Below are 21,869 nucleotides of genomic sequence, written 5' to 3'. Positions count from 1 at the left end.
TTTTGTTATTTATTTAAATAATACAATTTTATCTCCGGGAAGAAGCATGGTTTCACCGTCAGGAATTAAATTTTCGCTGCCACGTTTAATTAGAGCAATCAAAACATTATTAGGTAGATTCAATGTTTAAATTTTTTTATTACTCCATTTATTAGAATTCGTAATTAATATTTCCATTAGATTCTCATTGCCTGATGGTTCGTAAGATGGCACGCTTAGTATAACGCTATCCTGTACACAGATTACAGTATCTCCATTTGGAACAATAGTATCGCCGGCACGTTTTATCATTATAGCCAAAGAATTGGTTGGCATATGTACATCACTTATTTTTTTGCCAATCCAATTATGACCTTCAGGAATAAAAAATCTCATTAAGGTAATGGAAGACTCTTCCTGATAGTCGTTGAAGGTTTTTCTTACATCTTCCCTGTTGTCCACCATATTTAGTTTATTTGCTACCAAAGGAAGCAAGCTTCCCTGAATTGACACAGAAAAGAGAGCAACCATGAAAACTATATGAAAAATATCAAAAGATATATCCCGACTATTCGCAACAACCATTATTGAGAATACAATGGAAGCTGCACCTCTTAAACCGGCAAAGGAAATTAACATACACTGATTTAACTTACATTTAAAAGGTTTTAAAACTGCAAAAACTGCTATAGGTCTGGCAATTAAAGTAATAAAAAGTGCTATTAAAAGAGCAGGAATAACTATTTGTGGGAAATTATGTGGGAATGACAGTAGCCCTAACAAAAAGAAAATAAGTATTTGAGCTAGACCTGTTATACCATCAAAAAAGTGTATGAGGATTTTTTTGTTTTCGATTTTTGCATTTCCTAAAATAATTCCAAGTAAATAGACACTTAAAAATCCGTTGCCGTTTACCAATAGAGATATGCCTAATGTAAAAGCAATAATACTTATAATAAATACAGCATAGAAATTTTTTGAGACAAAATTAGTTTTTGACAAAATATATATGGCAAATATAGAAGTGCCAACACCAATTAAAATACCAAAAATAAGTTGTGAAAATAATAAACTTGGAATTTTAGATAATCCATTAGAATTAAGCAAAGTTATGCCTATTGTTAAAACCACCGTAAAACATTATAAAACTAAGAGCCACTGTACAAATCCCTTCAACTACAGTGTAATTAGAAAACTGAATTTTAAATAACCCATCGCAACCAAACAACATTCCTATTCCCATAAAAAGAATAAGTGCCGGTAAGCCAAAACACCCTGAAAATTTATCTGCTAAAATACATAGAAATAGAATTATGGCTACAAAAATAATGTAAATTGTCAAATTATCTCCCCCTTATATTTTTTAGTTTTCAATATACTATCATAAATTTTACATTTAAAGTTTCTATTGGGAAATTTGTTAAATAAATTAAGTCAATGCAAAACTAAACAAAGTAAAAATATGCAAAAAACAAAGTTTTTATGCTAAAATGTTATAGGAAAATATCAGAAAATACTGAAATATTAAAAAATACTGAAATATAAAAAAGTAAATAAGAATCATATAGAAAAATAGCACAAATAATTATATGAAAAATAAAACGAGGAATTAATACATGAAAAAAATTACAATTGGAATTGTGGCTCACGTAGATGGTGGAAAAACAACATTGTCGGAGGCACTTTTATATACAACAGGAAAAATCCGCAAGCTTGGAAGAGTAGACCATAAGGACGCGTATCTTGATACATTTCAAATGGAACGTGACAGAGGGATTACTATTTTTTCTAAGCAGGCAGTTATGGAATACAAAGACATGAGACTGGTTCTCCTTGATACACCGGGGCATGTGGACTTTTCAGCGGAAATGGAGAGAACTTTATCTGTTCTTGATTATGCAGTTTTAGTTGTTAGTGGAAGCGAGGGTGTTCAGGGACATACTGAAACCTTATGGAAATTATTGGACAAGTATCAAGTGCCTACCTTTATTTTTGTAAACAAGATGGACATGCCAAATGTAAGTGGAGATTTTCTTTTGCACGAGTTAAAAGATAAATTTGGAGATGAAATTGTAAGATTTCCAATAGGTGTGGGAACATACGAAGACATAGCAATGTGCAATGAAGATTTGCTGGAAGATTACATGAATGGAGTGGAATTTACAGACAATACTATATCTGAGCTTGTTTGTAACAGAGAGTTGTTTCCATGCTATTTTGGCTCGGCCCTGCAACTTGACGGTATAGAGCAGTTGATGGAAGGCTTATATAGTTACACTTATGAGCCTATATATAATGAAAGCTTTGGGGCAAAAATTTATAAAATAACCAAAGACAACAATAATAACAGACTTACCCACATGAAGATAACAGGTGGTAGTTTAAAGGTAAAGGATCTTTTGACAGGGCAAAACGGTGCAAAAGAGTGGAGTGAAAAAGTAAATGAAATTCGTGTTTACTCAGGAGAAAAATATGACGCAATAGGAGAGGCTTTACCGGGTGATATTGTTGCCGTTACAGGTCTTAATGAAACATATCAGGGAGAGGGATTAGGCTTTGAACATGAGTTTATTGAACCAAGTCTTATACCCGTATTGGCTTATAAAATAATAGTACCAAGTGGAATAAACATTAATCAGGTTTATAAACAGCTTAAGGAAATTGAGGAAGAAGAGCCAACTTTAAAAATCACTTGGAATGAAGAAAAACAGGAATTAACAGCTAATGTAATGGGAGCAATTCAAATAGAGGTTCTGAAAAATATAGTAAAAGAGCGTTTCGACTTAGACATAGAATTTGGTGCCGGCAGTATTTTGTATAAAGAAACAATTATGGAAGCTGTAGAGGGAATTGGTCATTTTGAACCACTGAAGCATTATGCAGAAGTACATCTTCTATTAGAGCCGGGACTTCCAGGTAGTGGTTTAGCCTTTAACACAGCCGTAAGTGAAAATTTATTAAGTAAAAACTGGCAAAGATTAATTCTTACACATTTACAGGAAAAGAATCATAGAGGTGTTTTAACAGGTTCACCAATAACAGATATTTCCATTACTTTAATAGGTGGAAAAGCTCATTTAAAACACACAGAAGGTGGCGATTTCAGACAGGCAACTTACAGGGCTGTGAGACAGGGCTTAAAGAAGGCAAAATCAGTTTTGTTAGAACCATATTATGATTTTGTTTTAACAGTTCCACAGGAGAATGTAGGTAAAGCCATGACTGATATTAGCAATATGGAAGGCAACGTAAATCCCCCTGAAACCAAGGGAGATAAGTGTATTCTTACAGGTTATGGACCGGTATCTACAATGTGGAACTATATAAATGATGTAAATGAATATACTCATGGTTTAGGTTCTTTAACATTGAAATTTAAAGGTTATGCACCATGTCATAATGCAGATGAAGCAATTGAAAACATAGGCTATGATAGTGAAAGTGACTTGGCAAATCCTACAGGTTCAGTCTTTTGTGCCCATGGTGCAGGTTTTAATGTGCCTTGGAATGAAGTTGAAAATTACATGCACGTAAAATCTTCAATTAACTTAAATGACGTTTTAGATGAAAGTAATCAGGTAGAAGATAACGTCAAAGTAAATGTTACACACAGGAAAAAGTCAGATTCCTATGCAACTGATAAGGAATTAGAGGCTATTTTCGAGAAAACTTTTGGGCCGATTAAACGTAAAAAATATTCAGAAACCAAAGTTAAAACATACAATAAACATACAAAAAAATATAAGGGCAAGGAAAATAATAATTTGCCTGAATGTGTTTTGGTTGACGGCTATAATATTATTTTTGCATGGGATGAACTGAAAAATATTGCCTCGAAAAACATAGATGGTGCCAGAGACAGACTCCTTGATATTATGTCAAACTATCAGGGCTATAAGGATAATACGGTTATTGTTGTATTTGACGCATATAATGTGAACAGACACAAGGAAACAGTTTATAAACATAATAATGTTTATGTTATCTTTACAAAAGCTGCTGAAACTGCAGATATGTATATTGCGAAAACTACCCATAAAATGGCTAATAAATACAGGGTTACAGTTGCAACTTCTGATGCCTTAGAACAGTTAATTATTATGGGGCATGGCGCCCTTAGAATGTCAGCTATGAATTTTAAGGAAGAAGTAGACTTGGTAAATAAGAAGATTTCTGAGAGCATTAATAAAGAATCAAAGTTAGACAATTATTTGCTGAAAGACATTAATATTGATTAAGTAAAGTTATAGTGATTAAGTAAAGTTTGACAAAAGAGATAAATCACCGATTTTGGATTGATTTATCTCTTTATATTTTAATAAGAAAAGACTTTAGAATTTCTTATTAAAAAGTTCAACTAGGAACGCATGCTCCCACGAAATGAAAATAGTTACGCGGCAACATGCATTACGGCTGCATACTATATTTTCGTAACCAGTAGCCAATTTGTAGAACGTAAGCAAGCATCTGTGGACCTGCCATTAACTGACCGTACCAAGGTTTGCCGTAGTCCTTTGGACTTTTAATGAAAGAAGAAAGCTTTTCTTTGTCAATAATATCACGAAGAGCTGAATTAGAATCAAACTCCTCCATTACCATTTGCCCTAAGAGTTTTTCGTAATTAGGATCATAGGTTTTAGGGTAAGGTGTTTTTTTCCTGTAAAGAATTTCGTTAGGTAGATATTTTTTTCCACATTCTACTAACAGACTTTTAGGCTGATTTTTGTAACATTTATATTCCCATGGAACATTGAATACATATTCAAGTATTCGGTAATCAGCAAAAGGAACTCTTGCCTCAAGACCTGAATACATGCTACATCTGTCCATTCGGTTAAGAAGTGTCATCATAAACCATTTAATATTAAGCCAAGTTACCTTTCGTCTTAAAGTTTCTGTTTCGTTTTCTTCTTCTAAAAATTCACATTCATTTACTGAATTTTGGTAGGCGGTTGCCACATATTCATCAATATTAAGCTCATTTATAAAATCATCTTTAAATAAAAAAGTTCGTGCAGACAAATCGTATGACCATGGGAAAGAATTTTGCTCAAGCATTTCTTTACGGTGAAACCAGGGATAGCCACCAAATATTTCGTCAGCACATTCACCGGTTAAGGTAACTTTACATTCTCTGGAAACAAGATTACAAAAATATAACATGGAAGATTCCACATCAGCCATACAAGGCATATCTCTGGCATCAACTGCTTTAAAAAGACATTCTATCTGATTCTTATTATTACATTCTAAATAGTGGTGTTTACTGTGAAGATAGTCCTTCATAATATCCACATAAGGTCTGTCTCTTGTTGTTTGGAAAGAATTTGCCTTGAAATTAATGTTGTTGTCTACAAAATCAAATGAGTAAGTAGCAAGGCTTTTTTCACCAAGATGTTTACTTACAATAGAAGAAACTAAGCTGGAGTCCAAGCCACCTGACAAAAAAGTACAAATAGGTATATCAGAAACCATTTGATTTTTTATACTGTCTTCTATTAAAAAGTTTGTATGCATAACAGTGGCATTGTAGTCATCCTTATGGATTTTGCTTCTAAGTTTCCAGTAACAATAATCTTCAAGAATAATCTTTTTATCTGGTGTTAAATTTATGGTTAAATAATGTCCTGATAATACCTCATGTATATTTTCAAAAACACCATTGCCCGGAGTATGAGCCGGACCTAAACCGATAATCTCACACCAACTGCTTTTATTTAAACGGGGTGTGATACCATAGGCGAAAATCCCTTTTATTTCTGATGAAAAAACAAACTGAGAACCGTCAAAATAATAGAATAATGGCTTAACACCAACATGATCTCTTACAATGGTTAGTTTATTGTTTTCATATATTGCAAAGGCGAAAATGCCGTTTAATTCTTTGAAAATCTTGGGCCCAAATACAAGATAGCAGTAAAGAATTATTTCGGTATCGCTAGTTGTTCTTAAGTCAATGTCATAAGCAGCCAGTTTATTTTTTAATTGATCAGTGTTATAGATTTCTCCGTTATAAGCTATGGTTGCACGTTTTCCGTTATATTTTCTCGTCATAGGCTGGGCACCACCTTTAATATCACGAATGGATAAACGGGTATGAGCCAAACCGCAAAAACCTTCCATAAATATTTCATCATCATTAGGACCTCTATGTTTGATGGAGTCCCTCATGTTTTTTAGCTTACCTGTGAGAAGCTTGTAAGAATAGTCTTTAAAAACATTATGCTTTAGTTGATAAAAACCAGCAATACCGCACATATAATTCTCCCTTTTTATAAAATAGTAACATGTGGACTTTTGATAACAGGCTGGATTTGGCGTCCAATTAATGCCTTTTCAATTGTGTCTTCAATTAAGTCCACATGCGCAATCATTGAATTTGGTTTCTTTATATAATCATCCTGGCCAAAAGGCACAAAATAAATATTTTTCGTATTTAATAATATTCCTATGTTTTTCAAATTCATACCAAGAGCATCGTTAGTGCTTAAGAAAATAACTAAAGGTCTGTTGTTTCTAAGATGTGCTTTAGCTGCCATTAAAACCGGTGTATCGCTAATACCGTTTGCAAGTTTTGATAGTGTATTACCGGTACAAGGGGCAATTACAAGTATATCAAGCATTGATTTTGGTCCGATTGGTTCGGCAGCGGGGATGGTTGTAATTGGTTCTTTATTGCTGATTTCTTTTGCAAGTTTAAGAAAATCCTTTGATTTTCCAAAGCGGGTGTCTGTAGTTGAAGCGTTATCAGAAAAAATTGTAAAAATATTGGCTTTAGTGTCGGCAAGCCTTCTAAGTTCTTCAAAAACTTTTTTGTAAGTGCAGTAAGAACCGGTAATACCTATACCAATGTTTTTACCAACAAAGTTATGACTCATTTATCTCAGTCCTTTCTAAATATGAAATAATGCTTTTTGCAATTAATTCCCCGGCATTCTTTGACGCTGTAACACCTGGAATGCCAGGGCATGTAATTAAAGATAAATGATTTTTACATGCTAAATCTTTATTAAACCCAAAAGGCTGAGAAGAAACATCGAAAAGAACGGTGTTTTTTGAAAGTAAAGAGTAATGTTTATCTGAAAGTATAGGCTGTGGAACTGTATTTATTATTATGTCAAATTTATTTAGATGTGTATCAAAATCCTCTAATTGTACAGTTTTAAAACCATTAGCCCTAGCACCAATTAAGTGAATTTCCGTATGGTCATAAAAGGTGACTTTGCCACCTAAGGCATTTAATTTTTTGCCAATATTTGTACCACAGTTACCGTAACCTAGAACAAGAATTTCGGAATTCTCAATGGCAAAATCAGTATTTTTTATGATATGCATTATTAGTCCTTCAGCCGTTAAAATAGCATTTTTCCAAACTATATCATCTAATTGAAGTGTGTCTACGAATTTGATGCTGGTTATTTTTTTACAGGCTGTAGGAATATTTCCACCAAAAACAATTTGGTTCGGTTTTAAAAGTGATAAAAATGTTCTTAGTGGAAAGCTGGAGTAAAAGTCACAGTTAATGAATTTTTTGTTTTTGCAAAAAGGAGTAGAACATACAAGTATATCATCGTTATTAAAATCCATTGTACTTTTTAAATAGGCGTTATAGCCATGAGTTTTAAGGTAATTTAAAATATACTTTTGACGTTTGTCACCGGATAAAACAGCAATAGGTTTCATATTCACCTCCATGGTATAAACTATGCAGATTAAAAAATAAAGTGAAAAAAATATAAAAATGTTGTATTATAAAGCAAAGAAAATTGATAATGGAGATAAATTATGGACGAGAAGATTGAACAGTGGAAGAAAGAATTTGAACTAAAGGATTTGAAACTTGTAGGTTACCGAGGTGGTTTTCCTATGATTGAATTCGAAAAAAACAAGTTAAAAAAGGACAATAAAAGGGAAATAGATAAAATTGTCAGAAGGGCAGAAATGTCAGCTGGTATGGAATTGGGAGTAGGTCTTAACTTTAGAAAAACAGCTTTTGTAATAATTAATGAAAATACGGTTGTTGTATGTGGTTATGAGACAATTATTCAGAGAATTTTAGAAAATATATTATAAAATCCATATTTACAAAATGTAATAAATAAAGTACAAAAAACGTCAAAAAAGTTAAAAAGAGAAAAGAGTTTGTAATAAAAATGTAATATTTTATTGACAAACTGTAACAAATGCTGTAATATACTCCTTGCGCAACCAAATTGCGCAGAAAAGGAGTTATATTATGAACAGAGTAAAAGTTGTTACTTGTACAGCACTTATAATATTTAGTTTGGCAATTGTAGCAATACAGGCACCGACATTAACAGGTAATAAAAGTGATAAGCAGGCAAATAACCATACTGAAGTAATTACACAGAACGAAGAGGGGAAAGTTGTTAAAGAATTAAATGAAAACTCAAAACTTTCTGCAAATTTCTTAAACACACAAGAAACAAAACTATTTTTAAATACACAGGAAACAGAAAAGGTTATTATTTCACCAAATACAGGTGTTAGCAAACAGACAGCTACTAAAGCACAGGCGAAGAAAGCTAAAAAGGCTAAAAAACTTAAAGCAAAGAGAGCTAAGGCTAATAGATTAAAAGCTAAGAAGGCTAAGAAGCTTAAAGCAAAGAAAAAGGTAACAAAGAAGAAAACAAAATTAAGAAGTTTAGGTACTTTTAAAATTACAGGTTACTGCCCATGTTCATCATGTTGCGGTAAGAGCAATGGTATTACTGCATCAGGTAAGAGAGCAACAGCAGGCAGAACAATTGCCGCTGATACATCAAAGTTACCAATGGGAACAAAGGTAGTTATTAACGGTCATACTTACACTGTTGAAGATGTAGGTGGTGGAGTAAGAGGGAATCATATTGATATGTTCTTCAGCTCACATTCAGCTGCATTACAGTGGGGCGTTAGATACGTAGAAGTATTTGTTGCAAGATAGAACACTAAATATATAATTATAAAAAGTTTATTTTTACATTGAATACATAATTAACTGTTGAGTGAGTATTTTCTCAAATTTCGGTTAAATTAGTAAACAAGGTGAAGATAAACTTTTTATTATGCACAGCCCATTTATTCTTGAAAACATATTGTATTTAGTGTATAATTTTCTACACTATGGGTTAAAAACAATTATATTCTAATTAATTACATATTTTATTAAATGGATATGATGAAGTAATAATACTGGAGGCAAAAATGGATAAGGAACACATTAATACAGAAAATAATGAAAAAGTTGAGTCAAGAAACTTCATTGAAATGATTATTGACAAAGATTTAGAAGAAGGAAGATTCGACCATGTTCAGACAAGATTTCCACCTGAACCAAATGGATATCTTCATATAGGACATGCTAAATCAATATTATTAAATTACGGATTAGCAAAAGAATATAACGGAAAGTTTAATATGAGATTTGATGACACAAACCCTACAAAAGAGAAGGAAGAGTTTGTTGAATCAATATTAAAAGATATAAAGTGGTTAGGTGCAGATTGGGAAGACAGACTATTTTTTGCGTCAAATTATTTTGAACAAATGTATGAAGCTGCAGTTAAGCTTATAAAAAAAGGCAAGGCTTATGTTTGTGATTTGTCACCTGAAGAAATTAGAGAATACAGAGGTACTTTAACAGAACCCGGTAAGGACAGCCCTTACAGAGACAGAACTGTCGAAGAGAATCTTGAACTGTTTGAAAACATGAAGAACGGTGTATATAAAGATGGTGAAAAAGTATTAAGAGCCAAAATTGACATGGCAAGCCCTAATATTAATATGAGAGATCCTATTATTTATAGGGTTGCTCACATGACACACCATAACACAGGAGATAAATGGTGCATTTATCCTATGTATGATTTTGCTCATCCAATTGAAGATGCAATCGAAGGGGTTACTCATTCAATTTGTACATTGGAATTCGAAGACCATAGACCATTATATGACTGGGTAGTAAGAGAATTAGAGTATCCAAATCCACCTAGACAGATTGAGTTTGCTAAGTTATATGTTACAAATGTTGTAACAGGTAAGAGATATATTAAACAGTTAGTTGAAGATGGAATTGTTGACGGTTGGGATGATCCAAGACTTGTTTCTATTGCAGCTTTGCGTAGAAGAGGTTTTACACCTGAATCAATTAAGATGTTTGTTGAATTATGTGGTATTTCAAAGAGTAACAGCTCAGTTGACTATGCAATGTTAGAATACTGCATCAGAGAAGATTTAAAAGCTAAGAAACCAAGATTAATGGCTGTTTTAGATCCAATTAAAGTTATAATTGACAACTATCCTGAAGATCAGGTTGAATGGTTTGACGTTGCAAATAATGTTGAATGTCCTGAACTTGGAACAAGAAAAGTACCATTCTGTAAGGAAATTTATATTGACCGCGATGATTTTATGGAAGAGCCACCTAAGAAATATTTTAGATTATTCCCTGGTAATGAAGTAAGATTAATGAATGCTTACTTTGTTAAATGTGTGGATTACAAGAAGGATGAGAACGGTAAGGTAACAGAAATACATGTAACTTACGATCCTGAAACAAGAAGTGGCAGTGGATTTACAGGTAGAAAAGTAAAAGGAACTATCCATTGGGTTTCAGCACGTCATGGTGTTAAGTCAGAAGTACGTCTTTATGAAAACATTGTTGATGAAGAAAAAGGTAAGTTAAATGAAGATGGAACTCTTAACTTAAATCCTAACTCAAAGACAGTATTAACAGATTGTTATGTTGAACCAAACATTGCAGATGTTAAGCCTGAAGATAAATTCCAGTTTGTAAGACAGGGATATTTCTGTGCAGATTTAAAAGACTATACAGCTGAGCATCCTGTATTTAACAGAATTGTATCACTTAAGAGCTCATTTAAGTTGCCAAAGAAATAGAATGGAATTGGTATTAAGATTAATATAAAAAGAATATAAATTAAAAAGAAGTTTTTATTAAGATAGATATTTGGAAAGCAAAAATCGTATATCAATAAAGACTTCTTTTTGTGTAATAGGAAAGGTTCCAAACTTTATATAAAAGTCTGAAACCTTAAAAAGTATCAAAAATAAAAAGAAAAAGCAGGTGAATCTAAAAACAAATTTTCTAATTATGTTTTATAGATCATTTAATTCATCTGTAAGCAAATCATCATCTAAATCATCGCCATCAGAATCTTCTTCATATAAGTCGCCCTGTTCTTTTGAGTCAACTGTAACATCATCTTCAGTAACGAAATCGTCTTCTGTTACATCCTGATCAGTAAAGGCATCTTCCAAATCGTCTTCATCAAAAAGATTATCATCAATATCGTTGAGATGTGATGAAGAAGTAGAAGTCATCTTGTCGATTGTATTGTTAATTGTATCTGTTACTTTAGTTGCAACATTGCTAATCTTTTCTTTTGTAGCATCGATTTTATCTTCGCCAACTTTGCTTACAGCCATTTCGCGAAAATCTTTTGCCTTTTCACTTGCAATGTCAGCAGCTTCGTAAGCTTTTTCCTTTACCTGACTAGCTTTATCTTTAATAATATTAACATTGTCTTCTCCAAGCTTTTCAGATACGGTATCCTTAATCTTTTCAGAAGTGTCAATAATCTTATCTGCTGCACTATCAGCAAAATTCTTAACTTTTCGTTTGTTAATTGTAATTATAACCTTAGTAGAATCTCCGTTGTCATCAGTTGCAACATCAAATGCTTTTGAATCGTCAAAATCTTCAAAAATATCTTCGTCAATATCTTTTTCTTCCTTGCGTTTCTTCACATATAATGCACCACCAACAGCGGCTCCGGTAACTGCTGCTGTTCCAAATAATTTTTTTAAAAATCCCATATCTAAACCTCCAATTATTATTCTAAATATATTTGTATTAGTCGTTACAAATTTTCTTTAATTATAATACGAAACTGCTATAAAATAAAGTAAGAATATATATTTAGTATAAGCTTTTTTTCATGATATATTAATTGGCAAATGATTCTATTGAATCTGATAATTAAAAATGTTAGGCTAGTGTTATTATGAAATACAATAGGAGAAAAAAATGAGAATATACCAGCAAAAAAATAATACAATTATAGAGGGAATAAATGATTTTAATTTGGAACAGACTTTAGAATGTGGTCAGTGTTTTAGATTTTATAAGCAAAATGATAATGAATATGTAGTTGTTGCCTATGAGAAATTAATACATGTAAAACAGGAAGATGATAATTTGATTTTCTTCAATAATTCTATAGAAGAAGTCGAAAATATTTGGATTCATTATTTTGATTTAAAACGTGATTATGGAAAAATTAAAAATTTTTTATTGCGAAATGACAAAAAACTGGAACCTGCAATAAAGGAAAAATATGGCGTTAGAATTTTAAATCAACAGTTTCATGAAATGCTTATATCTTTTATTATTTCCCAAAATAAACAAATCCCCCATATTAAACAGCTTGTAAAAAAAATTAGCGAAAAATATGGAAATTATCTGGGTACTATAAACAATGAAAAATATTATTCATTCCCATCACCAAAGGTTCTTGGAACAATAACGGAAGAAAGATTTAGAGAAATGAAAACAGGTTTCAGGGCACCATATTTGGCTGATGCAGTGGAAAAACTTAGTAGTGGCTATTTATGTGAGAAAACTTTTAAGAATTTAAATGAAGAGCAGGCACGAAAAAAACTAATAGAAATTAAAGGTGTTGGTGAAAAGGTCGCCAATTGTGTAATGCTTTTCTCACTTGGCTACAGAGATGCTTTTCCAATTGATGTATGGATAAAAAGAATTATGGAGTCAGTTTATTTCAATGGTGAAGATACATCTAAGGAAAGGATTGCTGAATTTGCCAGAGAAAAATACGGAGAATACGGTGGCTATGCCCAACAATATTTATTCTGTTTTGGCAGAGATAACAAGGTAGGAAAATAAAAATGTAACAGTTTTGTTAATTTTTTATTATTTGGGTTGCATTTAATAAGAAAAGTGATAATATATGTATTAGTGATTAGCACTCATAATTAAAGAGTGCTAACAAAATATAAAAAAGCAGGTCTAGAACCTATGAATATAACATATGGAGGTAACAAAATGAAATTAGTACCATTAGCAGACAGAGTAGTATTAAAACAGTCTACTCCTGAAGAAAAAACAAAGTCAGGAATTATTTTAACAAGTCAGACACAGGAAAAACCACAGCAGGCAGAAGTTGTTGCAGTTGGTCCCGGTGGATTAGTTGATGGAAAAGAAGTAACAATGCATGTTAAAGTTGGGGATGTTGTTATCTTTTCAAAATATGCAGGCAATGAAGTTAAATTAGATGATGAAGAATACATTATTGTAAAACAGTCAGACATACTTGCAATAGTTGAATAATTTTTATAGGAGGCATTTATTATGGCAAAGGAAATTAAATATGGAGCAGAAGCAAGAAAGGCTCTTGAAGCAGGTGTAAATCAGTTAGCAGATACAGTAAAGGTAACACTTGGACCAAAAGGAAGAAACGTAGTTTTAGATAAATCATTTGGGGCACCACTTATTACAAACGATGGTGTAACAATTGCAAAAGAAGTTGAATTAGAAGATGCTTTTGAAAATATGGGAGCACAGATTGTAAAAGAAGTTGCAACAAAGACAAATGATGTTGCAGGTGATGGTACAACAACAGCTACAGTTTTAGCACAGGCAATGATTAACGCAGGTATGAAGAATTTAGCTGCAGGTGCTAACCCAATTATTCTTAGAAAAGGAATGAAGAAAGCTACAAATTGTGCAGTTGAAGCAATCGCTGACATGAGCAGTGTTGTAACAGGAAAAGAACAGATTGCAAAGGTTGCTGCAATTTCAGCAGGTGACGAAGAAGTTGGTAACATGGTTGCAGATGCAATGGAAAAAGTTTCAAACGACGGTGTTATTACAATTGAAGAGTCAAAGACAATGAAAACTGAACTTGATTTAGTTGAAGGTATGCAGTTTGACAGAGGATATATTTCAGCTTACATGGCAACAGATATGGAAAAGATGGAAGCAACATTAGAAGATCCTTATATTTTAATTACAGATAAGAAGATTTCTAACATTCAGGAAATCCTTCCTGTACTTGAACAGATTGTACAGTCTGGTGCAAAACTTTTAATTATTGCTGAAGATGTTGAAGGTGAAGCTCTTACAACACTTATCGTAAACAAGTTACGTGGTACATTTAATGTAGTAGCTGTTAAGGCACCTGGATATGGTGACAGACGTAAGGAAATGTTAAAAGATATTGCTATTTTAACAGGTGGTCAGGTTATTTCAGATGAACTTGGTTTATCTCTTGCAGAAACTAAAATTGAAGATTTAGGTAGAGCAAAATCTGTTAAGGTAACAAAAGAAAATACAATTATTGTTGATGGCCTTGGAGCATCAGAAGAAATCGAAGGAAGAGTTGGTCAGATTAAGGCTCAGCTTGAAGAAACAACATCGGATTTCGATAAAGAGAAATTACAGGAAAGACTTGCAAAATTAGCCGGTGGTGTTGCAGTAATAAGAGTAGGTGCTGCTACAGAACCAGAAATGCAGGAAAACAAGTTAAGAATGGAAGATGCTTTAAACGCAACAAGAGCAGCTGTAGAAGAAGGAATTATTGCAGGTGGCGGATCTGCTTATATCCACGCTTCAAAGAAAGTAGCAGAATTAGTTGATTCACTTGAAGGTGATGAAAAGACAGGAGCTTCAATTATTCTTAAGGCTCTTGAAGCGCCATTATTTACAATTTCAAAGAATGCAGGACTTGAAGGTTCAGTTATTGTAAATAAAGTAAGAGAATCTGAACCAGGAATAGGTTTTGATGCACTTAACGGAAAATACGTTAAGATGGTTGATGCCGGAATCCTTGATCCTGCTAAGGTTACAAGAAGCGCTTTACAGAACGCAACAAGTGTGGCAAGTACATTACTTACAACAGAATCCGTTGTTGCAAACATAAAAGAAGATGTTCCTGCTATGCCAGCTAACCCTGGTATGGGAATGGGCATGTAATTTGTGAAATTTGCCCCTGAAAATTTTAGGTCTGGAATTTTTATTAGAAATTGTACTAGTATTTTCGATTGCAGTGTGATATAATAATCAAAAATTATAAACCTTTACAACAAAAGGGGAGTAGTTGCATGTTTTACATGTTCTGGTTTTCGTCAGTACGTTCATAATTGAACCGGAGACCAGAGAACTAACAAGATTTAGTTGAACGAGACTTTTTGTGCATTATTTTTGATGCACAAAAATCTCGTTCTTTTTTATTTACAATGAATTCCAAGGGAATTCATTGTAAATAAAAAAGAAAAATGCAAATATTAGCAAGGAGGTTCCCATGGAAAATTATAAAAAAACAAAACAACAGCTAAAAGAACAATTTGGAACTCTAAATGGTCTAACATCAAAAGAAGCAGAAGAAAAATTAAACTCTTTCGGAGAAAATATTTTAGAACAAACAGAAAAGAAAACATTTTTTCAAATATTTTTCGACCAGTTTAAAGATTTACTTGTTATTATTCTGATTATTTCGGCGCTTATTTCATTAGCATCGGGTAATGTGGAAAGCACTATTGTAATTTTGGTAGTAATAATTTTAAATGCAATTTTAGGTACTGTTCAATATTTTAAAGCTGAGAAATCTCTTGATGCCTTACGAGAATTATCATCACCTGTGTCTAAAGTAATTAGAAATGGTGCGAAAATGGAAATTCCATCAAAAAAGATTGTGCCTGGTGATATTTTAATATTGGAAGCAGGAGATATGGTGCCTGCTGATGGCAGAATAATAGAGAATTATTCTTTACAGGTAAATGAAAGTTCTCTTACAGGCGAATCTTTAAATGTGGATAAGGCAGATATAGTTTTACAGGATGAAACTCCACTTGCAGATAGAGTGAACATGGTGTATTCAGGAACATTGGTAACTTATGGTAGGGCAAAAGTTATTGTCACAAATACAGCCATGGACACAGAAATTGGTAACATTGCTTCCCTTATGAATGACACCAAAAATAAGAAAACGCCTTTACAGATAAGCATGGATAATTTTAGCAAAAAACTAGCACTTGTAATTATGGGAATATGTGGTTTTGTTTTACTTCTTAGTTTAATTAGAGGGCAGGCATTACTTGACTCGCTTATGTTTGCTGTAGCACTTGCAGTAGCAGCGATTCCAGAGGCACTAACATCTATTATTACAATTGTTCAGGCAATGGGAACAAGCAGAATGGCAAAAGAAAATGCAATAATAAAGGATTTAAAAGCTGTTGAAAGTTTAGGTTGCGTGTCTGTTATCTGTTCAGATAAAACAGGTACTTTAACACAGAATAAAATGACAGTAGAAGATATTTATGTAAATAATAAAATCCTAAAACCTGAAAATTGTTCCTGTGATAATTTAACAGAAAGATTTTTAATTTATAATGCAATACTTAACAATGACTCAGAAATTTCAACTGAAAAAAATATTGGTGATCCAACAGAAACCTGTTTATTAGAAATGGTTGAAAGAGCTAATGTTTTAAAAAATGAAACTTATGTAAATCTTAGAAAAAAATTTCTAAGAGAAGAAGAAAATCCTTTTGACTCTACAAGAAAAATAATGAGTTCTCAGTATGAGATTGATAATAAAAAGATTGTTTTTACAAAAGGTGCTGTAGATGTTTTGATTAATAAAATTAAAAGTATAAGTTTGAATGGTGAAGTAAGAGAAATAAAAGATTCAGACATAAAAAATATAATGGAAACTAATTATAATTTTTCAAAAAATGGTTACAGAGTTTTAGCTTTTGGATATAAAGAAATTTACAAGGAAGAGAACTTAAGTTTTGAGAATGAAGAAGATTTTGTATTTTTAGGTTTGATTTCAATGATGGATCCACCAAGAACAGAATCAAAGGAAGCTGTAAAGCATGCAAAAGAAGCCGGCATACAACCAATAATGATTACCGGTGACCATAAAGAAACAGCAAGAGCCATTGCAGAGAAAATCGGTATTTATAATGAAAATGATTTGGTTATGACAGGGGAAGAACTTGACAGAATTAATGACAAAGAACTAAATGATAAAATCAAAAAAGTATCAGTATATGCAAGGGTATCACCTGAAAATAAAATCAGAATTGTTGACGCTTGGCAAAGACAGGGGAATATTGTGGCAATGACAGGTGACGGTGTAAATGACGCACCTGCGTTAAAAAAAGCAGATATCGGAATTGCAATGGGAATTACCGGCACTGAAGTTTCAAAAGATGCATCATCAATGATTCTTGCAGATGATAACTTTGCCACAATTATCAAAGCTGTTTCTAATGGTAGAAGTGTTTATAGAAATATTATTAATTCAATATTGTTCCTTTTGTCAGGAAACTTAGCTGCAATTATTGTTGTATTAATATGTTCATTGCTTAATTTAGATGTACCATTTAAGCCGGTTCATTTATTGTTTATTAATTTGTTGACAGATTCCCTACCGGCATTGGCAATTGGTATGGAAAAAGTAGATGAATCATTATTAAAAAGTAAACCAAGAAATCCTAAAAAGGGAATTTTTACGCAGAAATTTACAAAGGAACTTTTACTTTATGGTTGTTTAATTTCTATAGTAACTTTTGCTGGCTTTTTAATGGGGGATAGGACTTCGTCGTTAAAGGCAAGTACAATGGCATTTGCAGTATTAACATTGGCAAGATTATTTCATGGGTTTAACTGTAGAAGTGATTTATCAATTGTAAAAATAAAATTAGGAACAAATAAATGGATTATTGGAGCATTTGCAATAGGTGTAATTTTACTACTGGGAGTTTTAACTATTCCGCCATTAAAGACAATGTTTATGATTGAAAATTTAGATATAATGGAATTAGTGAAGATTTTAGCTTTAGCGTTTTTACCAACTTTAATAATCCAAATTAAAAAGAGTATATGTGATCTTTTTCGAAAATAGATAAAAATTTTTGGTGATTTTTAATAATATAAAAAACATTATTTGTACACATTGTTTAAAAACGTTTTTTTGTTTGGAATAGTAAAACTATTATGATAAAATTACATTAAATTTTGGAAAAAGGAGCGAAGAGAATGAACACAATTAAGAAAAATGTAATTTCGTTTGTTTTAGTTATGGCATTAGTATTAACAAGTGTAACGGTTATGCCGGTTAGCGGAGCAACTAATGTTACAACTATTTCAAATTTGAAATTTGCAAAAAATGATGACGGTTCATGTACAATTACATGGAACAAATTAGATGGTGGTTCTTATAATATTTACAAGGCAAGCAGTAGATTTGCCAAATATGAAAAAGTAGGAACATCTTCTGATTCAAGTTACAATGACAAAGATTATAATGGTGAATATTACAAGGTTTCATTTGTAAAAGATGGAAAAGAATATACTTTGTCTAATCCAACATCTTATGAAATTGAGACGTTTGGATATAACACAGCAATATTTGAGGACACTGATAATACAACAGAAGTTCAAAAATATATTGATAACGTTTATAAGACAACAGAGGCAGGTCAGTTTATCTCTGACAGATATGCAATGATGTTTGCACCTGGAACATACAGCGACAATCTTAATGTTAATGTAGGTTTTTACACACAGGTTGCAGGTATGGGAATATCACCCAAAGATACAACTTTAGGCAACATTACATGTAAAGCTGAATGGATGAAGGGCAAGAAATATGATGGTTCAGTTAATTACAATGCTTTATGTAATTTCTGGAGATCTGTTGAAAACTTAACAACTACAAATCAGACAACAATGTGGGCTGTTTCTCAGGCAACATCAATGAGAAGAATGAATATTAAAGGCAATTTAAACTTACATCATGAAGGTGGATATGCCAGTGGTGGTTTTCTTGCAGATTCAAAAATCGCAGGTAGAAAGTACACATATAAAGACCGTAAAACAGGAAAAGATGTAGTTGCAGAAGCTGGTGTAGCAGGTGGATCACAGCAGCAATGGTTATCAAGAAACGTTGAAATGAACAAGTGGGATGGAAGCGTTTGGAACTATGTTTTCGTTGGTTGTGAAGTTAAGCCATTACTTGGTACAAACGCAGAAGTTAAAAACGGTCCTGATGGTGAATGGCCATATTTAGCTTACACAAAAGTTACAAAGACTCCGGAAGTTCAGGAAAAACCATTCTTAACTGTTGACAAAAACGGTGAATATAGAGTATTTGTTCCTGAGTTACGCAAGGATGCAACAGGTGTTTCATGGGATGGAGATGAAATCAAAGGTGAAACAATTAGCTTAGATAAATTTTATGTTGCAAAACCTGGTGATACAGCAGCAAAAATTAATGCTGAAATTAAAGACGGAAAGAATTTAATTTTAACACCTGGTATTTATGAAATCAGTGAACCTATTACAATTACAAATGAAAATACAGTTGTATTAGGTCTTGGTTATGCAACTCTCAAACCAACTAAAGGAAATCAGTGTATGACTATTGCTGACGTTAAAGGCGTTAAGGTTGCAGGTGTTTTATTTGATGCAGGAAGAAATAAATCAAGTACTTTATTAACAGTTGGTACAGAAAAGAATACTAATGATAATTCTGATAATCCAATTTGCTTAATTGATACTTTCTATAGAGTTGGTGGAGCTGACAGCACACCAGGTAAAACAACAAATTGTGTTGTAATTAACAGCAATAATGTTATCGGTGATAACTTCTGGATTTGGAGAGCTGACCATGGTGCAGGCGTAGCGTGGGACAAGAATACTGCAGATACAGGTGTAATCTTCAATGGTGATAACATTACAACTTATGGATTAATGGTTGAGCATTTCCAGAAATACCAGACTGTATGGAATGGTAACGGCGGAAAATGTTATATGTATCAAAGTGAATTACCATACGATATTACAAGCCAGAGTGTATGGAATGCACCTGGTACATACGGATATGCAGATTACAAGGTAAATAGCAATGTAACAAGCCATGAAGGCTATGGTATTGGTATTTACTCATGTTATCAGAAAGCACAGTGTTACTTGAAGTCAGCTGTTGAATGTCCAAATACTGCAAATGTTAAATTTACAAATGTTTGTACATATAGTTTAGTCGGTAATGGCGGTATTGATTACGCTATTAACAAAGCAGGCTACGGAGTTTATGGAAGTGGTAACATGTGTAAGGTTTTATCTTATGTAAATGGAAAAGCACAGTTAGATAAAACTTATGAAAAAGCAAGAAAAGGAATCTATGAGAACCATATTCAGATTTCAGGAGATTTTGATTATGATTCAAATATGCAAAGAGTTTATACAAAAACTTACACAGGAAAGAATATTACTCCTAAGGTTGTAGTAACTGTTGATGGCTTGAAGTTAAGAAACGGTGTTGATTATACTGTTAAATACACTAACAACAAAAATATTGGTAATGGAAAAATTACTATTACAGGTATAAATGCATACAGAGAGTCTACAACATTTACATTAAAGATCAGACCAGCTAAAGCAAAAGTAGCAAAGAAAAAAATTACTAAGAAAAAAGCTACATTAAAGCTATCAAAGGTTCTTGGGGCAACAGGTTATGAAGTTTCATACTCAACAAAGAGTAACTTCAAGAAGAAGAATACTGTTACAAAGAAAACAAAGAAATTAAAAGTAACAGTTAAGAGAACAAAGAAAATGCCTAAGGGTTATATAAGAGTTCGTGCTTACAAGAAAGTTGGTAAGAAGTATTACTACGGTAAGTATAGTAAGAAAATTAGAGTTAAATAATAAATTGTGAATAATAAAAAATATATATTCAGTGCTTGATTACCAATTCAATAACAGGTTATAGTTTAGTTAAACTGAAGGATTGAAAGGAAATCATAGCTAAATAATTCACAGTAAATAATAAAAGTGTCAGTCAGATATTTTAGATGGAAAATTCGTTTAAAATAGACGACTGATACTTTTTTATTAGCCAAAGTTAAAACAGTGTGCTATAATCGACTTTAAAAGCAACATATTAGAGGTGATATAAATGGCAAAGAGCAAAAGACTATCAGATGACATTGCTGATGTGATTTTGTCTATGATAACAGTAGAAAAGAAATATAATCCAGGTGATAAGTTGCCAAATGAAATGGAATTATCTGAGCAGTTAGGCGTAAGCAGAATCACATTAAGGGAAGCCATTAGAATTTTAGTAACAGCAAATGTTTTAGAAATAAAAAGAGGAAAAGGAACATTTGTTAAAGAAGATTTTAAGCAATATACATTTAAAGGCTTGGAAGTAGGTTCAACAGCGAAGGTAGGTTTAAATGATTTATATGAAATGCGTTTGATTTTCGAACCTGAAGTAGCATATTATGCAACATTAAGAGCAACAGAAAAAGAGATTGAAAGAATACTGTCTATTTCTGAAAAAATTGAAAAGCTTATTAGAAAAGGCATCGATTATGAAGAAGAAGAAAAGGCATTCCATTGCTCCATAGCAAAAGCTACACATAATGAATTTATAAATCAACTGGAGCCTGTCTTACAACAGTCAATCCAAAAAGGTGTTTATATTTATGAACATGAAAATTTGGAAATGGAAGAAATTTTGTCTGATCATAAATTAATAACAGATTTTATGAAAAACAGAAATCCTGAGGGTGCAAAAAACGCAATGAAGGTTCATATTATTCATGCAATAGAGCGTTTGGGATTAGACAATAAATAAATAAATAAATTGGGGAAATTTTAAAGAGAGCAGACAACGTTATTGACATAAGACAACTAAAGGAATATAATACCAACATAGACAAAGATAAATAGGAGGTTTTATTATTATGTCAGAAGCAAGAATTTTTTATCAGGAAGATTGCAATTTATCATTATTAGATGGAAAGAAGATTGCAATCATCGGTTATGGTAG

Annotated in this window: 17 protein-coding genes; 10 read left to right on the top strand and 7 right to left on the bottom strand. The window is 32.3% G+C overall.

What is annotated here, in order from left to right:
• Nucleotides 1–9 precede the first annotated feature (9 nt).
• Genes DW006_RS12240 through DW006_RS12235 form a run of 3 tightly spaced genes read right to left on the bottom strand, consistent with a single transcriptional unit; the run spans nt 10 to nt 1,321 of the window.
• The gene (locus DW006_RS12240; protein WP_243002577.1) at nt 10–102 is read right to left on the bottom strand and encodes a hypothetical protein; all 93 of its coding nucleotides are present in this window, start codon (nt 100–102) and stop codon (nt 10–12) included.
• A gap of 24 nt (nt 103–126) precedes the next feature.
• Nucleotides 127–1,086, bottom strand: coding sequence for a cation:proton antiporter (locus tag DW006_RS03070; RefSeq protein ID WP_243002567.1), 960 nt, complete (start codon nt 1,084–1,086; stop codon nt 127–129).
• A complete protein-coding gene (locus DW006_RS12235; RefSeq protein WP_243002566.1) occupies nt 1,079–1,321 on the bottom strand; it encodes a hypothetical protein in 243 nt (80 codons plus the stop codon). The genes DW006_RS03070 and DW006_RS12235 overlap by 8 nt, the downstream gene beginning before the upstream one ends.
• Before the next feature lie 274 nt (nt 1,322–1,595).
• On the opposite strand from DW006_RS12235, the gene DW006_RS03065 reads away from it, so the two are divergent.
• Nucleotides 1,596–4,217: a TetM/TetW/TetO/TetS family tetracycline resistance ribosomal protection protein gene (locus DW006_RS03065; protein WP_117999007.1), complete on the top strand. Its 2,622-nt coding sequence runs from the start codon at nt 1,596–1,598 to the stop codon at nt 4,215–4,217.
• Between the two features lie 169 nt (nt 4,218–4,386).
• On the opposite strand, the gene asnB is transcribed toward DW006_RS03065, so the two are convergent.
• Genes asnB through DW006_RS03050 form a run of 3 tightly spaced genes read right to left on the bottom strand, consistent with a single transcriptional unit; the run spans nt 4,387 to nt 7,662 of the window.
• Entirely contained in the window at nt 4,387–6,237 is a 1,851-nt protein-coding gene (asnB, locus tag DW006_RS03060) for an asparagine synthase (glutamine-hydrolyzing) (RefSeq protein WP_117999006.1), read from the bottom strand.
• A 14-nt stretch (nt 6,238–6,251) separates the two neighbouring features.
• Nucleotides 6,252–6,857, bottom strand: coding sequence for a dipicolinate synthase subunit B (locus tag DW006_RS03055; protein ID WP_117999005.1), 606 nt, complete (start codon nt 6,855–6,857; stop codon nt 6,252–6,254).
• On the bottom strand, nt 6,847–7,662 hold the full coding sequence (locus DW006_RS03050; RefSeq protein ID WP_158561054.1) for an NAD(P)-dependent oxidoreductase: 816 nt from the start codon (nt 7,660–7,662) through the stop codon (nt 6,847–6,849). Before DW006_RS03050 ends, DW006_RS03055 begins: the two co-directional genes overlap by 11 nt.
• Nucleotides 7,663–7,764: 102 nt before the next feature.
• Here DW006_RS03050 and DW006_RS03045 point away from each other — a divergent pair, with 102 nt between their 5' ends.
• The 3 genes from DW006_RS03045 (at nt 7,765) to DW006_RS03035 (ending at nt 10,881) form a co-directional block, all read left to right on the top strand.
• Entirely contained in the window at nt 7,765–8,052 is a 288-nt protein-coding gene (locus DW006_RS03045; RefSeq protein WP_117999003.1) for a hypothetical protein, read from the top strand.
• Nucleotides 8,053–8,215: 163 nt separating this feature from the next.
• The gene (locus DW006_RS03040) at nt 8,216–8,926 is read left to right on the top strand and encodes a 3D domain-containing protein (RefSeq protein WP_117999002.1); all 711 of its coding nucleotides are present in this window, start codon (nt 8,216–8,218) and stop codon (nt 8,924–8,926) included.
• Nucleotides 8,927–9,186: 260 nt separating this feature from the next.
• Entirely contained in the window at nt 9,187–10,881 is a 1,695-nt protein-coding gene (locus DW006_RS03035; protein WP_117999001.1) for a glutamine--tRNA ligase/YqeY domain fusion protein, read from the top strand.
• A 219-nt stretch (nt 10,882–11,100) separates the two neighbouring features.
• On the opposite strand, the gene DW006_RS03030 is transcribed toward DW006_RS03035, so the two are convergent.
• Complete coding sequence (locus tag DW006_RS03030; protein WP_117999000.1) at nt 11,101–11,820, bottom strand: hypothetical protein; 720 nt, start codon at nt 11,818–11,820, stop codon at nt 11,101–11,103.
• 211 nt (nt 11,821–12,031) lie between these two features.
• Between DW006_RS03030 and DW006_RS03025 the strand changes: the two genes are divergently transcribed.
• The 6 genes from DW006_RS03025 (at nt 12,032) to DW006_RS03000 (ending at nt 21,674) form a co-directional block, all read left to right on the top strand.
• Nucleotides 12,032–12,910: a DNA glycosylase gene (locus DW006_RS03025; protein WP_117998999.1), complete on the top strand. Its 879-nt coding sequence runs from the start codon at nt 12,032–12,034 to the stop codon at nt 12,908–12,910.
• Between the two features lie 159 nt (nt 12,911–13,069).
• Nucleotides 13,070–13,354 (top strand): co-chaperone GroES, encoded by a 285-nt coding sequence (locus DW006_RS03020; protein WP_117998998.1) that lies wholly within the window; start codon nt 13,070–13,072, stop codon nt 13,352–13,354.
• A 21-nt stretch (nt 13,355–13,375) separates the two neighbouring features.
• A complete protein-coding gene (groL, locus tag DW006_RS03015; protein WP_117998997.1) occupies nt 13,376–14,998 on the top strand; it encodes a chaperonin GroEL in 1,623 nt (540 codons plus the stop codon).
• A gap of 328 nt (nt 14,999–15,326) precedes the next feature.
• Nucleotides 15,327–17,936 (top strand): cation-translocating P-type ATPase, encoded by a 2,610-nt coding sequence (locus tag DW006_RS03010; protein ID WP_117998996.1) that lies wholly within the window; start codon nt 15,327–15,329, stop codon nt 17,934–17,936.
• A 134-nt stretch (nt 17,937–18,070) separates the two neighbouring features.
• Nucleotides 18,071–20,740: a hypothetical protein gene (locus DW006_RS03005; protein ID WP_117998995.1), complete on the top strand. Its 2,670-nt coding sequence runs from the start codon at nt 18,071–18,073 to the stop codon at nt 20,738–20,740.
• A gap of 250 nt (nt 20,741–20,990) precedes the next feature.
• A complete protein-coding gene (locus DW006_RS03000; RefSeq protein ID WP_022164500.1) occupies nt 20,991–21,674 on the top strand; it encodes a FadR/GntR family transcriptional regulator in 684 nt (227 codons plus the stop codon).
• Nucleotides 21,675–21,869: the final 195 nt, after the last annotated feature.

This window comes from Eubacterium sp. AF36-5BH, assembly GCF_003460505.1.
GTDB lineage: Bacteria > Bacillota > Clostridia > Lachnospirales > Lachnospiraceae > Eubacterium_G.
Note: the sequence above shows the minus strand (reverse complement) of the source record. Positions and strands in the feature narration are given on the sequence as shown.